19 protein-coding genes and 1 riboswitch are annotated in these 23358 nt (G+C 35.0%); all 19 genes read left to right on the top strand.

Annotation, left to right across the window (positions count from 1 at the left end):
• Positions 1-74: 74 nt before the first annotated feature.
• The 19 genes from LG296_RS16870 to ltrA all read left to right on the top strand — a co-directional run bounded on the left by LG296_RS16870 (position 75) and on the right by ltrA (position 23299).
• Positions 75-278: a hypothetical protein gene (locus tag LG296_RS16870; RefSeq protein ID WP_107935857.1), complete on the top strand. Its 204-nt coding sequence runs from the start codon at positions 75-77 to the stop codon at positions 276-278.
• Positions 279-881: 603 nt separating this feature from the next.
• Positions 882-2852, top strand: a complete 1971-nt coding sequence (locus LG296_RS16865) for an LTA synthase family protein (RefSeq protein WP_107935855.1) — start codon at positions 882-884, stop codon at positions 2850-2852.
• Between the two features lie 153 nt (positions 2853-3005).
• A complete protein-coding gene (locus LG296_RS16860; protein ID WP_107935853.1) occupies positions 3006-3236 on the top strand; it encodes a small acid-soluble spore protein Tlp in 231 nt (76 codons plus the stop codon).
• Between the two features lie 362 nt (positions 3237-3598).
• The gene (locus LG296_RS16855) at positions 3599-5248 is read left to right on the top strand and encodes a pyridoxal-dependent decarboxylase (protein ID WP_107935851.1); all 1650 of its coding nucleotides are present in this window, start codon (positions 3599-3601) and stop codon (positions 5246-5248) included.
• Positions 5232-6932, top strand: a complete 1701-nt coding sequence (locus tag LG296_RS16850) for a methyl-accepting chemotaxis protein (RefSeq protein WP_107935849.1) — start codon at positions 5232-5234, stop codon at positions 6930-6932. Before LG296_RS16855 ends, LG296_RS16850 begins: the two co-directional genes overlap by 17 nt.
• Before the next feature lie 235 nt (positions 6933-7167).
• Positions 7168-7839 (top strand): GntR family transcriptional regulator, encoded by a 672-nt coding sequence (locus tag LG296_RS16845; protein WP_107935847.1) that lies wholly within the window; start codon positions 7168-7170, stop codon positions 7837-7839.
• A gap of 28 nt (positions 7840-7867) precedes the next feature.
• Positions 7868-9286 (top strand): aldehyde dehydrogenase family protein, encoded by a 1419-nt coding sequence (locus LG296_RS16840; protein WP_107935845.1) that lies wholly within the window; start codon positions 7868-7870, stop codon positions 9284-9286.
• A 49-nt stretch (positions 9287-9335) separates the two neighbouring features.
• Positions 9336-10379: a TRAP transporter substrate-binding protein gene (locus LG296_RS16835; protein WP_107935843.1), complete on the top strand. Its 1044-nt coding sequence runs from the start codon at positions 9336-9338 to the stop codon at positions 10377-10379.
• A 59-nt stretch (positions 10380-10438) separates the two neighbouring features.
• Positions 10439-10927, top strand: coding sequence for a TRAP transporter small permease (locus LG296_RS16830; protein ID WP_107935841.1), 489 nt, complete (start codon positions 10439-10441; stop codon positions 10925-10927).
• The gene (locus LG296_RS16825; protein WP_107935839.1) at positions 10927-12213 is read left to right on the top strand and encodes a TRAP transporter large permease; all 1287 of its coding nucleotides are present in this window, start codon (positions 10927-10929) and stop codon (positions 12211-12213) included. The genes LG296_RS16830 and LG296_RS16825 overlap by 1 nt, the downstream gene beginning before the upstream one ends.
• A 34-nt stretch (positions 12214-12247) precedes the next feature.
• Positions 12248-13444 carry an iron-containing alcohol dehydrogenase gene (locus LG296_RS16820; RefSeq protein WP_181418068.1) on the top strand — a complete coding sequence of 399 codons (1197 nt, stop codon included), beginning with the start codon at positions 12248-12250 and terminating at the stop codon, positions 13442-13444.
• Between the two features lie 105 nt (positions 13445-13549).
• Positions 13550-14995 (top strand): aldehyde dehydrogenase, encoded by a 1446-nt coding sequence (locus LG296_RS16815; protein WP_107935835.1) that lies wholly within the window; start codon positions 13550-13552, stop codon positions 14993-14995.
• Between the two features lie 28 nt (positions 14996-15023).
• Positions 15024-16136 (top strand): zinc-binding dehydrogenase, encoded by a 1113-nt coding sequence (locus tag LG296_RS16810; protein WP_202973776.1) that lies wholly within the window; start codon positions 15024-15026, stop codon positions 16134-16136.
• 15 nt (positions 16137-16151) lie between these two features.
• Positions 16152-17255, top strand: coding sequence for a CaiB/BaiF CoA transferase family protein (locus tag LG296_RS16805; protein WP_404427233.1), 1104 nt, complete (start codon positions 16152-16154; stop codon positions 17253-17255).
• Entirely contained in the window at positions 17255-18121 is an 867-nt protein-coding gene (locus LG296_RS16800; protein WP_107935831.1) for a CoA ester lyase, read from the top strand. The genes LG296_RS16805 and LG296_RS16800 overlap by 1 nt, the downstream gene beginning before the upstream one ends.
• Positions 18122-18142: 21 nt before the next feature.
• Positions 18143-18787, top strand: coding sequence for a GntR family transcriptional regulator (locus tag LG296_RS16795; protein WP_107935829.1), 645 nt, complete (start codon positions 18143-18145; stop codon positions 18785-18787).
• A gap of 132 nt (positions 18788-18919) precedes the next feature.
• A riboswitch (cyclic di-GMP riboswitch) is annotated at positions 18920-19003 on the top strand.
• A gap of 95 nt (positions 19004-19098) precedes the next feature.
• Entirely contained in the window at positions 19099-21075 is a 1977-nt protein-coding gene (locus tag LG296_RS16790) for a methyl-accepting chemotaxis protein (protein WP_107935827.1), read from the top strand.
• A gap of 307 nt (positions 21076-21382) precedes the next feature.
• On the top strand, positions 21383-21520 hold the full coding sequence (locus LG296_RS16785) for a hypothetical protein (RefSeq protein ID WP_251400934.1): 138 nt from the start codon (positions 21383-21385) through the stop codon (positions 21518-21520).
• Positions 21521-22036: 516 nt separating this feature from the next.
• On the top strand, positions 22037-23299 hold the full coding sequence (gene ltrA / locus LG296_RS16780) for a group II intron reverse transcriptase/maturase (protein ID WP_107937924.1): 1263 nt from the start codon (positions 22037-22039) through the stop codon (positions 23297-23299).
• Positions 23300-23358 lie beyond the last annotated feature (59 nt).

The following is a 23358-nucleotide window of genomic DNA, read 5'->3' as shown; positions in this document are numbered from 1 at the left end:
TTATATAAACTAATGGAAAACCTTTAGATTGTTTGAGATAATTGTTAAAAGATGGAATGTTAGGAGTGTATTAAATGCAAAGATTTGAAATGAATTTTAAAAATCCTGTTGTCAGGGTATGGTTTTATACAGTATTTCCGACCATTTTTATTGCAATTCTTTTATTATTAATACTTCCGGTTGAGTATCATAATAGCATCATCTTATTTAAAGCATTCGTTATTGTTGTGTTCTGGATATGGTATTTATTTAATAAGAAGAAAAGAGTAACACATTAAGGAAATAATATATATATATAATAGCTGCTTAACAAAAGGATTGAATTCGTTCTTTAGACGGATTCGATTTTTTTTTATGAAAAATCGTCAGCTAATGTGAAACTTTTAAGGGCATGTAAACGTTATGTTAATAATGTAAATGGTCATCTGTGAAAAGGATGAAAAACTAATGTGTATAAAGCCTATATATGTTTAGAGTCTTGAAATCTAGCCTATACTTGCATTTGTATAAATGTTAGTAGTAATAAGCCTTTGAATCTAAGTGGAAGTGAGAAGGAATTATAGTAAAATAATTTATTGCGATTTAATTATTAGACTACGCTCAAAGAAAACATAGGTTTTATCGGCTGCTTTATAGGATGATTTATCTATTTTGTATTAGGTCGATAGTGTGGAAAATAGTAATCTAGCTTGGTTAGGGTCTTGACAGAAGTATGTTGCAAGATGTAATGTAAGTAAGTTCTAGAAAAAGTTCTAGATGAAAAATAAATTATCTTATAATTTAACGATATAATCTTCAAATGTAAAACTTAAATGTTGTTTTTTAGAATAATAATTTAAGTACTATATTTTAGTCTATTAGAATAATAGGAAGGTGGAAAAATGAAAGAATTAAATCTTAAAAATAACAACTTTTTAAATAAATTTTTTGGACTTTATTCATTAGCAGTTATCATGCTATGGATTAAAACATATATAACGCAAGTAACGCAGTTTAACTTGGGGGTTGAAGGACCACTTCAACAATTCCTATTATTTATAAATCCTTTAGGCTCAGCAATGTTATTCCTTGGTCTAGCATTTTTATTTAGAGGAAAAGGACGATATGTATCACTAGTAGTGATTTACATCCTTATGTCCATCCTTTTATATGCAAACGCAGTTTATTACCGATTCTTCAGTGACTTTATTACATTGCCAACGATTCTTCAAACGCAAAACTTTGGAGATTTAGGTGGTAGCGTCGTTTCATTGCTGCAGCCTTATGATGTTTTATTCTTTGTAGATGTATTGGTATTAATTTTCTTATGTACTACTAAAAAGCTGCAAAAAGATACAACAAGAATGGGCTATAAAAAAGCTCTTGCAATGATTGCTTTTATCATTGGACTATCTGCAGTGAATTTAGAATTAGCTAATACTGATCGCCCAGAATTATTAACTCGTGGTTTTGATAGAAGTTATATTGTGAAGTATTTAGGAATGTATAACTACACTCTTTATGATGCTACTGAAACAGTTAAGGCTTCTTCACAAAGGGTTTTAGCTGATAATGATGATATGACTGAGGTTATTAACTATACAAAATCCAACTATGCAGAACCAAATCAGGATTATTTTGGTGCTGCAAAAGGTAAGAATGTTATCTATATTCACTTAGAGTCATTCCAAACCTTTTTAGTTGATTACAAGCTAAATGGTGAAGAGGTTACGCCGTTTATCAATTCGTTAACAAAAGATTCAAGCTCACTTTACTTTGATAACTTCTTCCATCAAACAGCTCAAGGTAAAACTTCAGACGCTGAATTTATGCTAGAAAACTCTTTATTTGGTTTGCCACAGGGATCTGCTTTTATTACAAAAGGTCAGAATACTTACCAAGCGGCACCTGCAATTTTAAGTGATAATGGGTACACATCTGCTGTATTCCATGGTAATAACGGTACTTTCTGGAACCGTAACAAGATCTATAAAGGCTTCGGCTATGAGCATTTCTTTGATACAAAATATTATGATACAAGCAACGAAATTGATATGGCTGAATACGGTTTACTGGACAAGCCTTTCTTTGAACAATCAGTACCATTGCTAGAAACATTACCTCAACCGTTCTATACGAAATTCATTACGGTTGGGCATCACTATCCATATAAAATCAATCAAGATTTAACAACGATTGGTAAAGCGGATACTGGAGATTCAAGTGTGGATGATTACTTCCAAACAGCTCGTTATGCTGATGAAGCGATCGAACAGTTCTTTGCTGATTTAAAAGAAAAAGGCTTATATGAAAACAGTGTGTTTGTTCTTTATGGAGACCATTATGGTATTTCTGCAAATCATAACAAAGCTATGTCTAAACTTTTAGGAAAAGAAATTAATTCTTACGAAAGTACAAACTTACAACGCGTACCTTTAATCATTCACGTTCCAGGAATGGAAGGCGGAGTGAATCATACTTTCGGAGGTCAAATTGATCTTCTTCCAACTTTATTACACTTACTTGGCGTTGATACACATAATTATGTTCAGTTTGGTACTGATTTATTATCAAAAGAGCATAATGAAGTAGTTCAGTTTAGAAACGGGGACTTTGTTAGTCCAACTATCTATTCTATTAACAACAAATATTATGATGCTAAAACGGGCTTACCACTTGATGAAAGCCTATTAGAATTAGCGGATGAATACAAAAAAGAAGTCGATTATAAATTGCAGCTGTCTGATCAGGTGGTTAATGGAGACCTATTGAGATTCTATACACCAGCTGACTTTACTAAAGTCGATCCATCTCAGTACAATTACAATCAAGACTTAACAAAAGTAAAAGAAACTATTAATGTTGTTGAATAAGGAATTTAAATAATGGGGTAGGATATGACAAATTGTTTGTTATATCCTGCCTCTTTTATAAATGATTCTAAAATTACTCACACCCCAAGCTCATTCTAGTATATAAAAATGAAAATTAACCAAACTACCTTCAAAAGTATGTGGAGGGATTACATGGCGGAGCAACAAAAGCCAGATAACAGACTGAATAATGTCGAACGTTTACATGACATGATTGAAAATACGCAAAGTAAGCTAAAGGAAGCTGAAATTAGTATGGAGTTTGCAAGTCCAGAAGAACGACAAATGCTTCAAGGTAAAAATGAAAAGCGAAAACAATCAATTCAGGCAATGGAAGAAGAAATGCAGAATGAAATCGAAGCTCGAAAAAATAAAGAAATTTAGAAAAGGCACTCTTTTTGGAGTGTCTTTTTTTATGAAAACACCAAGTTAATCTAATTTTAAAGGGAATTGTAGTGTTAATCGGTAATTTTCTATCAATTCTAAATAAATAAAATTAGTAAAAAGTCCTATATTGCGTGTTATTATGGCATCAATGTTAATAATTTCAAATAGATGCAAACTATTGGAAAATAGGGACGCAGGAGCTAGGTTGGATAGATTTCAATTCTAAACAACCACTATTCTTTACGAGCATTTTGCATCCCTTAAAGGGATTTTTTTTATAGTTGAATTTCTCTGTTTGAAATATTTCCAATGTATTAAAAGAAAACCTAATAAAATCTTTAGTAATTGGAGGAATAACAATGGATTTTAAAAGTGTACAACAACTATTCCCGAGCGAGGATGGAAATAAACTACAGCAAGTAACATTCTTAAATTATATTGAAAATTTGATAGAGAACATTGATCTTTTAAAGGATCCAGACAAATCTACATTAGGTAATATTCAAGATAAAAACAACGATTTCTATAAAGAAATTATTGAAAATACATACACACCTCAATCTGGAATTGGGATGGACAAGGTTGTTCAAGAGTTGATTAACCTATCAGAAGGCAGCCCTTATCAAACGAGGAATTATGTAACTAACTCGATTCCGGTTGCGAGTATGGCAGCGATAATTGGTCAGCTAACAACTGCATTATTAAACTCAAACAGTCTATGGGATGTTTATGGGCCAGCAGCCACTGAAGCTGAAGTTCGAGTAATTTCTATGATGTCTAAATTAGTTGGCTATGACTTCACGAAAAGCTGGGGCTATACAACATGGGGCGGACAAGGTGCTGTCTTTAATGGATTGCGACTTGCTATTGTGAAGCAATTTCCTCATTCAAACGAAGAGGGGATTCCAAATAACCTTTACTGCTTTGCTTCTGAAAATGCCCATTACAGCTTATTAAAATCTGTAGAAGCAACAGGTATTGGCAGTAAGCATTTAGTGACAGTAAAGGCTGGTTCAGATCATTCAATGGACTTGGCTGATTTAAGAAGTAAATTGGAAGAGGTCATTCAAAAGGGTGGTATTCCAGTATATATTGCTGCAACAACAGGTGTAACAGACAGCTTTGGAATTGACGATGTAAAAGCGATTAAAGAAATCTCGACAGAATTAGAAGAAAAATATCAGCTAAAGCCGATTCATATCCATGCTGATTCTGCAATGGGTGGATTTTATAGCTTCTTCCGTGAATACGATTTCGCAAATAATCCACTTCAATTTGAAGAAAACGTCGTAGCGAGCTTAGAAAAAATTAATGAAAGAATGCAACATATTCATTTAGCTGATAGCTGCTGCTTTGACTTCCATAAACTAGGTCAAAATCCTTATAACGCAAGCTTGTATCTAGTGAAAAATGGTCAGGATTTTGGGTTGCTTGACCTTGAAGAATTTGACACACCTTATGTTGGAAATCGTGGGTACGGAAGCTATCATACAGGATATACATTAGAATGCTCGAGAATGGGAAGTGCTGTTTCAATTTATGCGTCATTATTAGCTTTTGGTGTTGAAGGCTATCAACAATTACTAGCTAACTATATTCGTGTAAATCTAGCCTTCAGAGAAAAATTAGTTTCAAAGATTCCTACAATCGGTATTACAAATAGCGAAACAATCGGACCGATTACAACATTTAGACTGTATGCAAGCGAAGCAAGCTGGCATCACGAAATTAGTGGACAAGCAACGCTTCAGGAAGTTGAAACGACAAACAGATTAAACAATTATTTATTTGAGATATTAGGTAAAAATCGTGAAGGTGTTTTCTTTGGAGATACAAAAAAACAATGCTTAGTAGATGTAGTTGATTCAAAGAATCGCTGTCCAATTTATGCGGCTAAGTTTTTCTCGATTTCGCCTTATACAACAGTCGAACATTTAGACCACATTATTGACGCGGTTGAAAAAGCCATTTCAGAGCTGGAGGAAGCAACAAGTGAAGTTTCTATCTAAATTCAAACATTCTATTTTAATGAAATATATTATGAGTTTTATTATTCCAATTGCTATTTTCTCAATTTGCTTTAGTGCGATTTTATATTTCTTCTCACAAAGTATTGTAAATAACCATGTATTAGGTCAATTTGAAAGAAACTTAGAGTTATTAGTGCAGGAAGCTCAAAGAGAAATTGACCCAGCTGTAGTAGAAGCGGCAGATAGTGGCGATAAAGAAACATATCAAGAGCTACTAAATACACTAAATCATTATGCAGACAAATATGAATCTGTTGAATTAGCTTATGTTCTTACAGAGAATAGCGGTAAAAGCTATATTGTTGCTGTAAATGGTGATGACTTATATGGAACAGAATATGCTTTAACCGATGAAATGAGGAAGACACTTTCTCAGGGCACAACTGAAATCAGTGATATCTATGAGGATGAATATGGAGTCCATAAATCAATTTCTGCCCCGATTGCAGGGACGAACATGATTGTAGGGATTGACCTAGATGCATCGTTTATTCAAAAGCTATATTCAACAATTCTAATGATTGCAATTGTGATTTCCTTAATCTTTATTATAATCGGAGCGATTATTGCCTTCGTTGTAAGTAAGAAGATTATTAATCCACTTATCCTTATCAAAAATTATGTTAACCGTGTAGCTAATGGAGACTTATCAGTGAGTGATCTTAACATCAAGGGTAAGGATGAGATTGCTCAACTATCTGATGGTATTCAGAGTATGGTACAAAACTTAAATCAATTGATAGCCTCTATTTCTCATAGTGGTGACCAGGTTGCGGCTACTTCTCAGGAGCTAATGGCAGGTGCAGAACAAACAAGCCAATCTATCAACCAAATTACTGAGGCGATTCAAGAAGTAACAAGTGGTATGGATAATCAGGCATCAAATATTGAAACGATGAATGATAGCGTAACGAATATTTCAGGTAGCATGCAACAGATCAATGACAATTTAAGCTTAGTTGCGGATAATTCTCAAAACACAACTGTAATAGCGGAAAACGGAAGCAAGATCATTGACGAAGCAGTGGAAAAGGTGCACTTCACTTATAAAACAATCCAAGAAACTTCAGATGTAGTTAATCGATTAAGTGATTATACAAAAGAAATCAGTGAGATTGTTTCCATCATTACTGAAATTACAGATCAAACAAACCTACTTGCATTAAATGCTTCAATAGAGGCAGCAAGAGCTGGCGAGCATGGAAAAGGCTTTGCTGTAGTAGCTGAAGAGGTTCGTAAATTAGCAGATCAATCAAAGGATGCTGCAAATCATATTAGAAATAAAATTGAATTGATTAAAGATGAAGCAAACAATGCTGTAAAATCCATGGCTGTTGGCTATGATACTTTAAAAGACAGTGTCTCTTCATTTGAACACGTTGGCGTTGACTTCGGAAATATTCTAGATTCAGTAAATAGCGTTAACAATCAAATTGTAGAAATAAATCGCGAAATCGGAGCAATGAACAAAGGCATCCACCATATCTCAACTTCGATGAACGATTTAAGTGCGATTTCAACTCAAACATCAGGAAACATCCAAAATGTAGCGGCTTCCTCAGAAGAACAATCCGCAACAATGGAAGAAATCACATCCTCTGCCAACGTACTATCCCAAATGGCAGAAAACCTGAACGAAGCAGTGAAGAAATTTAGATTGTAAAGTACCAGGTACATGTAATAGTGAGCTCAACCTCAGTCTCGATGAGGTTGAGCTTTTTTATATGGAGTTAAATAATCCAAAGGGTTATATAATATATTGTGTAAGAAAATAATATAATATATAGAGTCGATTTCAAATGAATTACGACAAAAAGTGGAAAAAGTATTGTATTTTGGAATTATATATTATAAAATCTGATTAAATAATATAATATTTTAGAGAGAAGTGCTGTCAATTGGTTATCGAAAAGGAACATGGAGAGAAGTCGGACTACGCATATAACCTGATAAAAGAAAAAATTTTCAGTTGGGAATACGGGCCAGGACAGAAGTTAAATGTAAGTAAAATGTCTAAGGAAATGGAAATTAGCCCGATTCCGTTAAGGGAGGCGTTATCCAGATTACAATCTTCAAAGCTCGTTATTTTGATTCCAAACAAGGGGTACCATGTAACGGATATTTTAGATGAGGTTTCGATGAAAAAAATGTCGGAGTTTCGATTGTTACTTGAATCCGAGGCGATAAAAAATATAATCCGAAATAATAAAATGGAATGTATAGTAAATTTGGAAAATATTAACATGAAAATTGAGCAGATTAAAATCACTAACTACAGAGAGATACTGGATTTTAATAATCTAGATAACATGTTCCATCTAGAATTAATTAAAAATTCAGAAAACAATTTTCTGATTGAGAGTTTTGAAAGTTTATTTTGCCACCTCCATATTGCAAGGTTTTACTATCGACGAGGTGCTGTAGATCAACAAGAAACAGTAAGAGAACATGAAAGAATTATAAAGAGTATTCAAATGAGAGATATGGATTACGCATTGGAATTTATTAAAGAACATATATTAGGTGCCTCAAATAGATTGCTAGAAAAAGATCCTAATAAATCATTTTAAATAAATTTAACATAGGGGTGTAGTGATTATGGAAAGATATGGCCACTTTATTAATGGGGAATGGATTGAAGCTGGTGAAGTTGTTTCAGTAATGAACAAATACACTGGGGAAACTTTTGGAGAAATTTATGAAGCAGACGAAGAGATTGTAAATAAAGCTGTTCAAAATGCTTATGACTCTTATGAAACATCCGAACTTTCTGCAGATGATCGTTTTAACATAATAATTAAAGCGGTTACATTAATCGAAAAAAGAAAAATAGAGTTAGCAGAAGTACTAATATATGAGGCTGGGAAAACAAGAAAGGATGCGGTAACTGAGATTGAGCGCGGAATTTCTACTCTTAGAGCTTCAGCAGAGGAAGCGAAAAGAATTACAGGGCAAGGGGTTGCTCTTCCAAATAGTACTGATTTAGGAAAGCTTGCATTTACTGTTCGTGTTCCGGTTGGGGTAGTAGTAGCCATAACCCCATTTAACTTCCCATTCAATTTAACTGTACACAAAATTGGGCCGGCCTTGGCAGCTGGGAATGCAGTGGTATTAAAGCCAGCTGAAATGACTCCATTAATTGCGTGTAAATTAGTCGAAATATTCAAAGAAGCAGGATTACCTGATGGCTTGTTCAATTTGGTGAATGGTAGAGGAACACACACTGGGGATTATTTATTAAAAAATGACTTAGTTGATATGTATACGTTTACAGGAAGTCCTAAAGTAGGCCAGCTTATCAAAAGTAAAACAGGAATTAGAAAAGTTGCTCTTGAGTTAGGAAATAACTCCCCAAACATCGTGCATAAAGATGTGGCTGATTTAAAAAGAGCAGCTGAACTTTGTGTAACAAGAGGCTTTTCAAATGCTGGTCAGGCATGTATTTCAGTGCAAAGAATCTATGTACACGAGGAAGTCTATGAACAATTTATAAGTTATGCTACTGATTTTACGAAGTCACTAGTTCCATGCAGTGAAGATAATCCAGATGGTGATGTTGGACCGGTAATTTCTGAGAGAGAAGCACTACGAATTGAGTCGTGGATTGATGAAGCAGTTCAACAAGGTGCAAAACTTGTGATTGGTGGTCAAAGAAAGCGTACGCAATTTGAACCGACAATTCTAGCGGATGTAACACAATTGATGAGAGTGGTTTGTGAAGAAGTATTTGGACCGGTTATTACAATTCAAACTTATAGCAATATTGATGAAGTGCTCCAAAAAGCAAATGATTCAACGATGGGGCTGCAAGTGGGAATATTTACCTCTAATATTCAGATTATTATGAAATCTATCAGAAAATTGAAATTTGGTGGCGTAATAGTAAATAATGTTTCAACTTATAGAGAAGATGCTATGCCATATGGAGGTGTGAAAAATAGCGGAATTGGCAAAGAGGGTCCAAAATATGCAGTATTGGAAATGACAGAAGAAAAGCTGATTGTTTTAGATGCATAAGCAAAAGTGGGTAAAGGGAAAATATTTTTCAAACTAGGGGGATAAAAAGATGAAAAGAAGATGGAAAATTGGGGCAATTTTTTTAGCGATATGTATGTTAGTCTTGACTGCTTGTAGCGGTAATGAGAATGATACCGAAGCAGCATCAAGCTCGGGGGAAGTTACAAAATTAAGACTGGGTCATATTTTCCCGACAGATAGTGTAAAAGATCAAGCATCCAAATTATTTGCAAAGCGTATCGAAGAAGAAACAAATGGAGCAATTCAAATCTCGGTTTTCCCTGCTTCACAATTAGGTGGGGATGAGGTAATGGCACAAGATATTTCACGAGGAACTCTAGATATGTCATTCATCAATCAAGGTTCATTGTCTGGATTAGATTCGTTATTGGATTTCCATTACTTACCCTATATTGTCACATCTTATGAACAAGCCGATAAAATTTTCTATGGTGAAGGTGTTATACCAAAATTAATGGTGGACACATTAGCAAAACATAATATGACTACTTTAGGATTCTTCGAAAACGAATTTCGCGGAGTTTCCAATTCTAATAGAAAAATCGAGAAAGTAGAGGATTTAAAAGGTTTAAAGTTACGGGTTCCGGGATCTCAAGCTATCAAAGGTTTCTTTGAAGAAGCAGGGTCACAAGCATTAGTAATGCCATTTAACGAGCTGTATTTAGCATTACAACAAGGTACAGTTGACGGGCAAGACAATGGGCTACTATTAACTGGTGATAGCAAATTCCAAGAGGTAAATAAGTTTTACACTCAATTAAATCATGTTTATGCATCAGGTTCAATTGTCATTAATACAAGTAAATTTAATTCATTAACTCCAGAACAACAAGAAATCTTCAAGGCGGTAGGTGAAGAAGTGCAAGCGTGGCAGATTGAAAACAATCGAGAAGCTACTAAAAACTATATTAAAATGTTTGAAGATGCAGGCGTAGAAGTAACAGAACTAACAGAGGAACAGATCAAAGAATTCCAAGAATTTGGTTTAAGTCAATGGGATAACTATGAGTCAACTTATGGTGCAGATTTAATTCAATCACTTAAAGATGAATTAGCCGAGATTAATAAATAATTATTAGGATTAATGGGACAGAGAAATCTGTCCCATTAAGTAAATAAGGAGTGAATAAAATGTGGCATAAGTTTGAAAAAGGCTTATATAAGACACAAGAATTCTTAATTGCCATTGCACTAATAGTTATTATGATTGCTGTTATCCTTCAAATTGTGGGACGATTACTTGGATGGCATTCTTTAGGTATGCCAGAATATGCAGCTATAGGAATGACGACGATTACATTTTTAGGTGCAAGCGCAATTACCTATACAAGAGAATATATATCTATTGAATTAAGTCAAATGATTAAAATTAAAAACATACAAACTATTATGAATTTGATAGTTGACATTATACTTATAATTTTCGTTGTAGTATTTTTCAATATCGTCTACTCATTCTTAAAATTTGTAGGGGAGAGCGGTGAAAAAACGTTAGAAGCAGGAATTCCTTTATCCATTATATATGGAATTATTGTATTATCCATTGTAGTGATGGGTTTGCACTGTGTAAGTAATATCTTTAAGGGGATACAAAAGTTGCGAAAAGGAGGGGATATTTAATGTTAGTAATTGTGGTAGTTCTAATTGCTATTTTAATGATAGGTGTACCAATTGGAGTAACATTTGCAATTAGTGCATTATTAGGGGGGCAATTACTAGATATCCCATTTGCTTCATTTGCCTCACTATCAAATCAAGCTGTATCTTCTTTTTCCTTATTAGCGATTCCCTTGTTTATTTTAGCAGGACAAATTATGAACCAAGGCAGTATTATTTCACAGTTAATTCAGTTATCAGAGAAGTTGTTGAAAAAAATTCATGGCAGTTTAGGGTATGTAACTGTGTTAGCAAGTGCCTTTTTAGGGGCTATTACAGGTTCCTCTGTTGCGACGGTATCTGCAATAGGAAGTTCAATTGGTCATAAAATGGTTGAAAAAGGTTATGATCGGGGATATACTGCTTCACTAATTGCTGCTGCCGGATTATTAGGTGTATTCATCCCCCCTTCAATCCCATTAATTTTGTATGGGGCGACAGTAGGTGCATCAATTTCTGATTTGTTTATTGCATCAATTGTTCCTGGTATTGTATTTGTTTTAGCTTATCTTGTACTTCATCGTATTTTATTGAAAAAAGTATATCATCCAGAAAATGCCTCAATTTCTGAAGAAACAAAGCAACTTGAAAAACAAGCAGCTACTGAATCGTTAGGAAGAACTTTTTTAAAAACGATTCCAGCTTTAATTATGCCAATCATTGTACTGGGAGGAATCTACAGTGGGATATTTACACCCACTGAAGCAGCAGCAGTAGCATGTGTATATGGTTTAGTTCTGGCAGTTGTGACTAAAAAGATTAAATTCAGCAATTTATTTTCACCATTCAAACTGGCTGCTATCTCATCAGCAGCCATTCTAGGAATTATTGCATTTAGTAATCTATTTAATTACATGATTACTTTGGAACAAATTCCTCAATTGGTATCAGAGGCAGCAATGAATTTAACAGATAACAAATTCCTATTTTTACTATTATTAATCCTTATTTTGTTTGTAGTAGGAATGTTTATGGAAACAAATGCAGCAGTATTACTGATGGCGGTTTTATTAGCTCCAGCAGCACAAACATTTGAAATTAACCCAATACATTTTGGGATTATATTGGTTACTACTATTGAAATCGGGTTACTGACTCCTCCGATGGCTGCAAACGTCTTTGTTTCAGCAAAGGTTAATAAAAGTTCCGTATTAGAAATGATGCCACATACATTAAAGTTTTTGCTAGTTTCAATAATCGTGTTGTTGATTGTTGCATTTGTGCCTTTCTTAACAACTTGGTTTTTATAGATTCAAATAATACTAGATTGGGTAGGTGGAAGATTTGAAGACATATTGGCAATATAACTTTCCTGGGAACATCTATTTTGGGGAAAATTCATTAGATGAACTAAAAAATATCTATGCAGCCTCTGATAAACCAAAGACCCTTGTGATAACAGATCAAGGCATTAAAAATAGCGGGGTATTAAATGTACTCAAAGAGAAGTTGGACGTATTTGACATACCTTATGAAATTTTTGATCAGGCAAAGCCAGAACCTACAGTTAAAGATGTTGAAGAAGTATTAGGTACTTATAAAAATAAGGAGATTGACATTTTAATCGGTCTAGGTGGAGGGAGCTGCATAGATTTAGCGAAGATGATTGCATTTATGCTAAAAACGGAGCAACCGATTAGTTACTTTTATAACAATAAAATAGATTTCGAAACAACTACTATCATCGCAATTCCTACGACGGCTGGTACCGGATCAGAAGTAACAGGGGTTGCAGTTGTAAATGATGAAGAGCGTAATCTCAAAGTTGGAATCTCTAGCAACTTCTTAAAACCAAAGTATGCGATACTTGATCCACAATTGACAGTAGGAATGCCTCCAAGAGTTACTGCATGTTCTGGTATTGACGCACTAGTACATGCAGTTGAGGCGTATACTTCTAAAAACTTTAATCAATTCGATACTGATTATCAAGCGGATTTTAGAGGATCTTCAATCTTAACCAATTTATTTGCAGAAAAGGCAATTAGGCTAATAACTGCAAGTCTAGTGGATGCTTTTAAAGATGGAAAAGACATTCAGGCGAGATCGAATATGTTGTTAGGAAGCTTATTAGCAGGGCTAGCATTTTCAAATGCTGGCACGTCAATCTCACATGCAATGGCCTATGCAATTGGAGGAAGGGTTCATTCCCCGCATGGAGAAATTACTGGCTTAATGCTGCCTTATACAGTGAAGTATAATTATCAATCAAACGAAGAGAAATTCGATAAATTATATGATTTATGCTTGCCGGGTCAAAAATTCTCAAATCAAGAAGAAAAAGAAAACCAACTTTTCGACTATTTCATTGAGTTACTGAAATCTATCAATCTACCAACAAAGCTTTCAGAACTGCATGTGGATGAAAGAGATTTAAAAGCAATGACAATGGAGACTCTAGACATTTCACGACTAATGAATATAAATCCTAGATTGGCAACAGAAGTAACTTTATTCGAAGTATTCCAAGCAGCTTATTAAAAGTGTAATGATATTAAATATCTAAGTAGCAAAATTTTCATAGAAACCTACTTAGATATTTATTTAAGCAAAAGTGTATACAGTTATACAATTAGGGAGGATTTTATGGAAAAATTTCATGGATATTTCATAAATAATGAGTTTTTAGAAACTGAAAACTATACAAAATTAGTTAGCCCAATTAACGGAGAATTTTGGGCGGAAATTCCAGATTGTACAGAACATGAAACAACTCAAGCGATATTGGCTGCAAGGAAGGCATTTGAAAATGGGTGGAGTGAAACAGATGTTACTAAGGTTAGTAAATTACTCCGTAGATTAGGAGATTTAGTTTTAAAAAATAAGGAACGGTTAGCGACTTTAGAGTGTAAAGGAAATGGAAAATTATATATTGAACTAATTGAAAATGAAATACCTGCAGTTGCTGAATGGTTTTACTTTTACTCAGGCGTTGCAGCCCAATTAAGGGGGGAGTATGTTGAAATTTCCAAAAATGTATTTAGCTATATTAAGAAAGAACCAATTGGCGTAGTAGGAGCAATTGTACCATGGAACTCCCCCTTACTAATGCTTGCTTGGAAAGTTGCGCCTGCACTAGCAACTAGAAATACAATTGTATTAAAACCAGCTATCCAAACCTCGGTTTCAGCATTGGCTTTTGCAGAATTAATAGTGGAGGCGGGCATTCCAGCAGGAGTTGTAAATATTGTTACGGGAGATTTACCAGTTGCGAAAACACTAACAACACATCCAGAAATAGATAAATTAGGTTTTACAGGTTCTACCAATACAGCTATTAGTATTGCAAAACAATCGAGTGACACATTGAAGAAATTAACATTTGAACTAGGGGGAAAAGCACCCCATATTATTTTTGAAGACGCCGATATGGAAAAAGCCACAAATGCAGCAGTACGGGGAATATTCATAAACGCGGGACAAACATGTGCAGCAGGGTCACGTGTTTTTATAGAAGAAACTATCTATGAAGAGTGCTTAGCAAAAATTATTGAACAGACAAAGAAAATAAAAGTAGGCGATCCTTTTGAAGTAGATTCTGTCATGGGACCAATCTCTATTGCAGAACAATTAGATAAACTACAGACCTTTATAGAATCAGTAAAAGCTGATGGCGGTTCCATTATTTATGGTGGTGAGCAAATAAATTTAAACAATGGAGGCTTCTATTTTTCTCCCACAATTGTAACAAATTTAAATAATGACTCTTATTTATGCAGGGAAGAAGTCTTTGGGCCAATCTTAGCCATTATCCCTTTTAAAAATGAAGATGATGTAATTAAGATGGCGAATGATTCAAAGTATGGCTTAACAGCTGGAGTTTGGACTAAAAATCTAGCAAGAGCCCACCGTATCTCAAATAAATTACAGAGTGGTACAGTCTGGATTAATAATTATAGGAAAATACATTGGAGTGTTCCATATGGCGGCTATAAGATGAGTGGTTATGGTCGGGAGAATGGTTTGGAAGTAATAAATGAATTCACTGAAATAAAAACAATAATGATAGATATTACAAGTGATGATGAATGAGTCAAAAAGTGAAAAGGGGATGGCGACAATGGAGATACCTAAACTTTCAAGAGCAGCAGTGTTAAGAAATTTTGGAGAAAAGTTACAAATTGAAAATGTAGAAATACCTCAAACAATAGAACCAAGAGCGGTTCTGGTGAAAAATCAAATGTCTTCAATCTGTGGAACGGATGTTCACTTATGGCAGGGAGAGCTAAATTTAAAGGTAAATTTACCAGTAATATTAGGTCATGAAATGGTTGGTGAAATTGTAAAGCTTGGTGAAGAAGTTAGTGTTGATTCAATTGGTAATCCATTAAAAGAGGGAGATCGAGTTATATGGTCTCATGCTGATTGTGGAAATTGCTATTATTGCAATGTCGAAAAGCAACCAACCCTCTGTTTAAATAGACGTAGTTACATGTATGAAACAATGGAAAAGTATCCGTATTTAATGGGAGGATTTAGTGAATACGGATATATTCTCCCTACATCAGGAAGAGTGAAAGTACCCGATACTGTAAGCTCGGAATTAGCAAGTCTATGTAGTTGCGCATTTAGATCTGTAATGAACAGTTTTAACCAATTAGGAAGCATTTCATCTGAAGATATTGTGGTAGTACAAGGGACAGGGCCATTAGGTCTATTAGCTATATGTGTAGCTAAAAAAGCAGGTGCTAAGAGTGTAATCGCAATTGGAGGACCAGAGGAACGTTTAAGTTTAGCAGAGGAAATGGGAGCAGATATCATAATCAATATTTCTATTGAGAAAACAATGGAAAGTCGAAATGCGATAATTAACAATCTGACAAATGGTCTAGGTGCAGATATTGTATTGGAATATTCTGGTCATCCAAGTGCTTTTGAGGAAGGGTTAAATTATATTCGGAAAAACGGACGGTATGTAGTTGTTGGACAATTAGGAACAGGAAAAGTTGAAATCATGCCATCACTTATTACTGCAAAAAATTTAAAATTAATTGGTTCATTTTCAGGTGGTATAGGGAATTATTATCAAGCATTAAAATTTATTGAAAAATATCAGTATGAAGTTCCATTTAACAAAATGATTACAAATATATATTACCTTGAAGAAATTAACGAAGCACTTGAAAGTATGAAAGACTTTAAAGAAATTAAACCAATTATCAAGCTTGCATAAAAGGGGATGTGTTTGTTGCCATTACAGGGTATAAGAGTGGTCTCTATTGAGCATGCAGTTGCAGCGCCTTTTGCAAGCAGGCAATTAGCTGACCTTGGAGCAGAGATTATTAAAATTGAGAAACCTGGTGTCGGTGATTTTGCAAGGAGCTATGACGAGGCAACTCACGGATTGTCAGGTAATTTTGTTTGGTTAAATAGAGGAAAGAAATCAGTAGAGTTAGATTTAAAGAAGCAAGAAAATGTTCAATTGATATTTGATATCCTGCAAGATACCGATGTCTTGTTAAATAATTTAGGACCAGGAGCATTAGATAGGCTAGGTTTCAATCCAGAAAAGCTGCATGAAATATTTCCACATTTAATTATTTGTAGTATTTCTGGTTATGGAAAAGAAGGTCCTTATAGCAACAAAAAAGCTTATGATTTATTAATTCAATCGGAAGCTGCCGTGCTACAAATTACCGGTTCTCCTGATGCCCCAGCGAAAACGGGGCTGGCAGTGGTAGATATTGCTAGCGGAATGTATGCTTTTTCTTCGATATTAGCAGCAATCATCCATCGTAATAAAACAAAAATAGGAACCATAATAGAGATTTCAATGCTAGAAGCAATCGCAGAATGGATGAGTTTTCCTATTTACTATACCTATGGTGGAACAGAACCTGTAAGAAGTGGAACAGATCATGCCACAATATATCCGTATGGTCCATTTTTAACTATGAATAAGGAGCAATTATTTATCGCCATTCAAAATAATCGAGAATGGGAGATTTTTTGTAGGGAGATTTTGAAAGATGCCTCGCTCATTGTTAATCCAAGATTTAAGACTAATATTCTTCGCGTGCAAAATAAAATGCTTTTAAAGAAAATTATAGAAGATGTAACGGGTGAAATTGATCGGGCAGATTTGGCAAATTTACTAGATGAGAAGAAAATAGCAAATGCTTATTTCAATGATATTAATGGATTAATTAATCATCCACAACTCCAATTTTATCAAAAATGGAAAAATGTCAATTCTGAAGTTGGAAAAATCTCGATGTTGCAATCCCCTATGAATTTTAATAATATTTCATGCCATTGGGGGAGATATTCCATTATTAGGAGAACATACTGATGAAGTATTATCGCCATATAAAAAGAGGAGGAGTAATTATTAGTTGTTGGTTATTTGTGCCGGGAAATAATACAAGGGCATTAGAAAAGGTTAGGTCTGAGTTGAATCCAAATTATATTATTATAGATTTAGAGGATGCCATACCATCGGGCGAAAAATTAAATACAAGAATTCAGGTTAATGATTTTTTATCAAATTATAACAGTACAACCCCAATCTATATTAGAATAAACGATACTAAATGTGAATTTTTTGATGATGATTTAACAGTTATAAACTTTGAAAAAGTAGCGGGTATTATTTTACCGAAATGCGAACACGTAGAGGAAATAAGTAAAGTTCAGCAAGGAATTCAAAAGATACCTGCTAGTTTGGAAATCATCCCTCTAATTGAGACAGTAAATGGATATTATGAATTAGAAAATATACTTGTCTCAAGTGTGGTTAAGAGAATTGCTTTTGGCGCTGTAGATTTAGCCAGAGATCTATCTGTAAATGAAGAGGATATAGTGGATAATCCATTAATTCAGCATATAAGAATGCAAATATCTTTATTATCTAAGAAATTTAAAAAACTTCCTCCTATAGATGCACCATGCATTTATTTAAAGGAGATGGATTTATTGCAGAAAGAAACGGTTCAAGCAAGAAAACTCGGTTATAATGGAAAGCAAGCTATTCATCCGAAACAAATCGAATGTATTCAAGAAGTATTTAAAGTTCATGAAAGTGAAATTGTTTTGGCAAAAGAAATCGTAAATTTTTTTGAGACGAATAATTTTAAGACCTTGGCATATCAAGACATGATGATTGATATGCCAGTGTATCTTAAAATGAAAAATTTGTTAGCCTCATTAGAAAATTAAAAGCATAAGGCAGGAGGAATAATGAAGAAATTTGAAGTAGTCAACTCGAGCTCTTCCCTATCTGAAACAATATTCAATTCAATAAAACTAGAAATCTTAAAAGGGAATTTAAAACCAAATCAGAGCCTCAGTCAAAAAGAAGTAGCTGATAATTTCAATGTAAGTAGAATTCCTGTTAGAGAAGCTTTTGTTAAATTAGAAAGTATGGGCTTTCTTCAAAAAAGAATTAATAGTCGTTATTATGTTCAGGCATTCTCTGTAAAAGAAATTGAAGATTTATATGATACCCGATTGATTTTAGAGTTGGAAGGATTGAAGATGGCATTTCCACATTATTCAAAGATAGATATTATTTTATATGACGGAATGGTACAGCAAATGGAGCATATAACGGATAGTGGAGATTATATTATTTTAAATGCAAAGTTTCATGAATTGTTGTTAGAAAAGTGCCCTAATAAGCAGCTTGTGGCGTTTATTAATCAATTATGGGATGGTGTAGCACTTTATTCGCCATCTATTATAACGAATCAAAGTCATTTTCCTAACCATGAACATAAAGAATTGATTAATGCAATAAAGCAGAATGATTTAAATACAGCTTTAAGTGTGTATGAACAGCATATAGTAAATGCTAAAAAAAGACTGTTAAAATATATCCAATAGAAGTACCACCTCTACAAATAACTTTGAATTATTTGTGGGGTGGTATTTTTTTGTTATTTCAAGATAATAAACTCAATATTATTTCCATAGATATTATGATAAAATTGATATAAATTATACCGATGTATAATCTTACGATAAAGGCAAACCTATTGAAAGGTAGGGACGCAAAGCTACAGACCTAAGACGTTTTGTTATGGTGGCTGGGTTGCCGAAAAAAGATGGCTTTCAATTATTGAATCCACCTTTTTTTAGGGTGGATTTTTTCGTATTTTTCTTTAAAAAATCACTTAACGATAGGAGAATAACCAGTGAAACTAGTATTTAAAAATACGATAGTTATTAGTATTTTAATAACAATTTCTATGATAAGTATTTCGGCTTTTGGGTACTTGAAGGCGAAGGACTTTCTATATGAAAGATTTGAAGAGCAGGCATTCGGTGAGCTAGAATCCATTAAAGCGAATATCGATATATGGATACAAGGTAAGCAGGAAACAATGGCATACATAGCTGAAGCTGATGAATTAAAGTCGGTTGATACGGAAAAAGCAGATGCTTTAGGAGCTAGAATTGCCGAAAAAACAGGGAATCCAGATGGTTTTGCCTTTATGGATGCGAACGGTTTTTTATATTTAGGTGGCTCCCAAATTCCAGTTGCTGAATTTGAGCATTATCAAGGCGGTATGAAGGAGCTAACGAAAACCTATAATCCAGTACCTTCTTCTTCACCAAGTGTGAATGGTGCTCCAATTGTTTTAACTTCCGCTCCAATTTATGGTGAAAATGGAGAAGTAGTAGGGGTAGCTTCAGGCGGAAACCAAATTGAAAGTCTAATAAATATTATTACTCAAAATACAATTGGGGATAGTGGGTACGTTACAGTCTTTACTAATGACGGGACAATAGTAGCAGGCAAAGAGAAGGAAGATACTCTTAATAAGACTATTGCAGATTATGACAATGCCGATTTAAATAAATTGGTAGATGAAAGTATGGCGGGTAAAAGTAGTGTTATTGAAACAAAATTCGAAGGAGAAGACAGCTTAGTCTTTTATAGCAAAGCAAGTGAAATGGATTGGGGAATTATGATCACAATCCCGACTAAGGAAGCCTTTGCAGATGCTCAATCCTTATTGAACTATTTTATTATTATGACAATTGTCTTTATTTTGATAGGCGCATTGATAAGCTATATTGTTAATCGCCGTTCGTTAAAGCCTATTCAACAGGTCAATGACAAAATTGAAGAACTGGTAACTAATAATGGAGATTTAACACAAAGACTTGCTATCAATAGAAAAGATGAGGTTGGTATGCTGGCAAATAACTTCAACTCCTTATTGGAAAGCTTGCAGGAATTGATTCGAGATATCCTCCATAAGGGGGAAGTAGTTTCTGATAGCACAACTGCCCTTTTAGATCGAGCAGAAGAAATGGTTCATTTATCAGATGGTGTCACTAAAAACGTTCAGCATTCAGCAGAAATTTCTATTGAACAAGAAACTGGCAACAAAAATAATCTACAATCGATTCATGTAATCACGCAAAGTGTTTCAGAAATAAAGGATCATTCCTCTTTAGTATCGAACAAAACGAAGGATGCCTATAAAGAGGTTGAGAAGGCAAATGAAGAAGTAAAAGCGTTGATGAATCAAATGAAAGATATCCAAAATTCAGTCCGTAGCTCATCAGAGACGGTAAAGAAATTAGGGAATCGTTCATCAGAAATTGGCAATATTGTTGGAATGATTACTAGTATTACAGAGCAAACAAATCTTCTTGCTTTAAATGCTTCTATCGAGGCAGCTCGAGCTGGTGAACACGGAAAAGGCTTTGCTGTTGTGGCAAATGAAGTGAAAAAATTAGCTAGCCAATCTGCTCAGTCAGCGGCACAAATCTCAGAGCTCGTAAATCAAATATTAACCGAAACTTCAAGTGCAGTTATAGAGATTGAAGCAGGAACAAATCAATTCGGAACAGGTATGGAAAGACTGCAAGGAGTTAATGGCATTTTACAAAATGTCTATCACTCCACTAAAGCATCTTCGAGTGAAGTGGATTTGATCTTTGATGAAATCGAAACACTTTTAGCGAAAGTTAAAGACGTACAACAAGTAATAAATGATAATTTAGATCGCTCTGTTGAATCTTCAAAATATATTCGAGAAGTAGCCTCTTCCTCAGAGGAGCAGCTTGGCTCAATTCAAGATATCACAGCATCGATTGATAAAACTGCACAATTTGCAGACGAACTAAGAGAGCTATTAAATCGATTTAAAATATAAAGTTGAAAAGGAACTGCCCCTCATCCTGGTGATGGAGGGCAGTTTTTTTGTTGGATGGAAGGGAGAAGGGGGCGAAATCTAGTTTAATAATTTTGGATGAAATGCGTTGTAGAGTGAAAAGTAAATCGGGAAGCAGTTCATAAGCGGGATGAAGTGCATTGCAGGGGGAAAATTGGTTCGGGATGCAGTTCATAAGATAGATGAAGTGCATTATAGAGAGAAAAGCGAATAGAGAAGCAGTTCACAATCCAAATGAAATACATTGCAGAAGGAAAACCAAATCGTAATGTAGTTCATAAGCCAAGTGATGACATGCATCCCAAAAGAAAAATCAAGTCAGCCGCCACCAGATTCATTAACAAACAAAAAAACAAATGGAGGGAAACGAAATCGTTTCTCTCCACTTGCTTGTGCGCCCGGCATGCGCATGAACTATAGGGTGTAAGTCCCGAACCCCGAAGACAGAAGTAGAGGTTAGCCAAGAGCAAGGGTGTCCGTGGCGACGCGGAATCTGAAGGAAGCTGGAGGCAAAACACCGGTCCGAGGAACACGAATCTCATACAAGGCTAGTTACGACTGGATGAGTTTGCAAGACAAAACAAAGTCCTTTCTGTCGAAGGTCATACCTAGTAAATGAGGCGGATAGATGGTGTGAAAGTGCATGTGCTTACCCGGGGAGGTCTGATGGAAACATGAAGTACCCTTCATAACCTACTTGGTGACAAGTAGCTGAATCATCAGAAGTCAGCAGAGGTCATAGTACGATTGGGTCTAGAACCAGTCGGAAGGACTGAACAATTAAGAGAGATTAGCCCTTGGCTTTCCATCTAGAATGAATGAGCACAGAAAACAGAGAAACCTCACGCTTAGAAAGTAGTGGTGAATCCCACGAGGGTATTTGCGGAGGGTGGAGTTCAGATGGGCATAAGAAGATAAGCTAATCACGGAAAGGAACGAAATGGTGATGTTGAATCAAATTCTTGAACGGCAAAATATGATACAAGCGCTAAAGCGAGTTGAAGCGAATAAAGGAAGCCATGGAGTAGACATGATGCCCGTACAAACCTTACGACAGCACATGCTCGAAAATTGGGAAACCATTAAATCGCAGATTTTGAATGGAACCTATGAACCGCAACCAGTACGTCGAGTCGAAATCCCGAAACCAGATGGTGGTGTGCGTTTACTAGGTATCCCAACCGTGACAGACCGTTTGATTCAACAAGCTATCTCGCAGATTTTATCGAAGGAATATGACGAAACATTTTCGGACCACAGTTATGGATTCCGTCCAAATCGGAGCGCCCATGACGCCGTTCGGAAAGCAAAGGGTTATTTAAAGGAAGGTTATCGATGGGTAATTGACATGGATTTAGAGAAATTCTTCGATAAGGTTAATCATGACCGACTAATGGCAACATTAACGAAACGAATTTCAGATAAACCTTTATTAAAACTTATTCGTAAATACCTCCAAGCCGGTGTCATGATAAATGGAGTGGTTTCAAGTACAGAAGAAGGAACACCACAAGGTGGACCTTTAAGTCCTCTACTTTCAAACGTAGTTCTAGATGAACTTGATAAAGAGTTGGAGGAACGTGGACATAAATTCGTTCGATACGCAGATGATTGCAATATTTATGTGAAAACGGAACGTGCGGGGTTAAGAGTAATGGCGAGTGTACAAAGATTTATTGAGGGAAAACTTCGTTTAAAAGTAAACCAAAAGAAATCAGCAGTAGATCGTCCTTGGAACCGAAAGTTCTTAGGTTTTAGTTTCACGAATCACAAAGAACCAAAAGTTCGTCTTGCGAAAACAAGTCTAGTCCGAATGAAGATGAAAATACGAGAGATTACCTCAAGAAAGATGCCATATTCCATGGAATACAGAATCGAGAAGTTAAACCAGTATCTAATGGGGTGGTGTGGTTATTTTGCATTAGCAGATACAAGTTCCACATTCAAATCACTAGATAGCTGGATTAAAAGAAGATTAAGGATGTGTCTATGGAAGAATTGGAAGAAACCTCGAACAAGAGTCAGAAATCTTACTCGATTGAAAGTTCCTTTTGGAAAAGCATACGAGTGGGGAAACACCCGGAAAGGGTACTGGCGCATTTCTAATAGCCCCATATTACACAGAACCCTCGGCAATTCCTATTGGGAAAGCCAAGGGCTGAAAAGTCTGCAAGTTCGTTACGAAACTTTGCGTTATTCATCTTAATTGAACCGCCGTATACGGAACCGTACGTACGGTGGTGTGAGAGGTCGGGAGTTAATCAC

Source organism: Ureibacillus chungkukjangi, assembly GCF_044795995.1.
Classification (GTDB): domain Bacteria; phylum Bacillota; class Bacilli; order Bacillales_A; family Planococcaceae; genus Ureibacillus; species Ureibacillus chungkukjangi.
The sequence above is the reverse complement of the archived record's forward strand: the minus strand, read 5'-3'. Positions and strand labels throughout refer to the sequence as shown.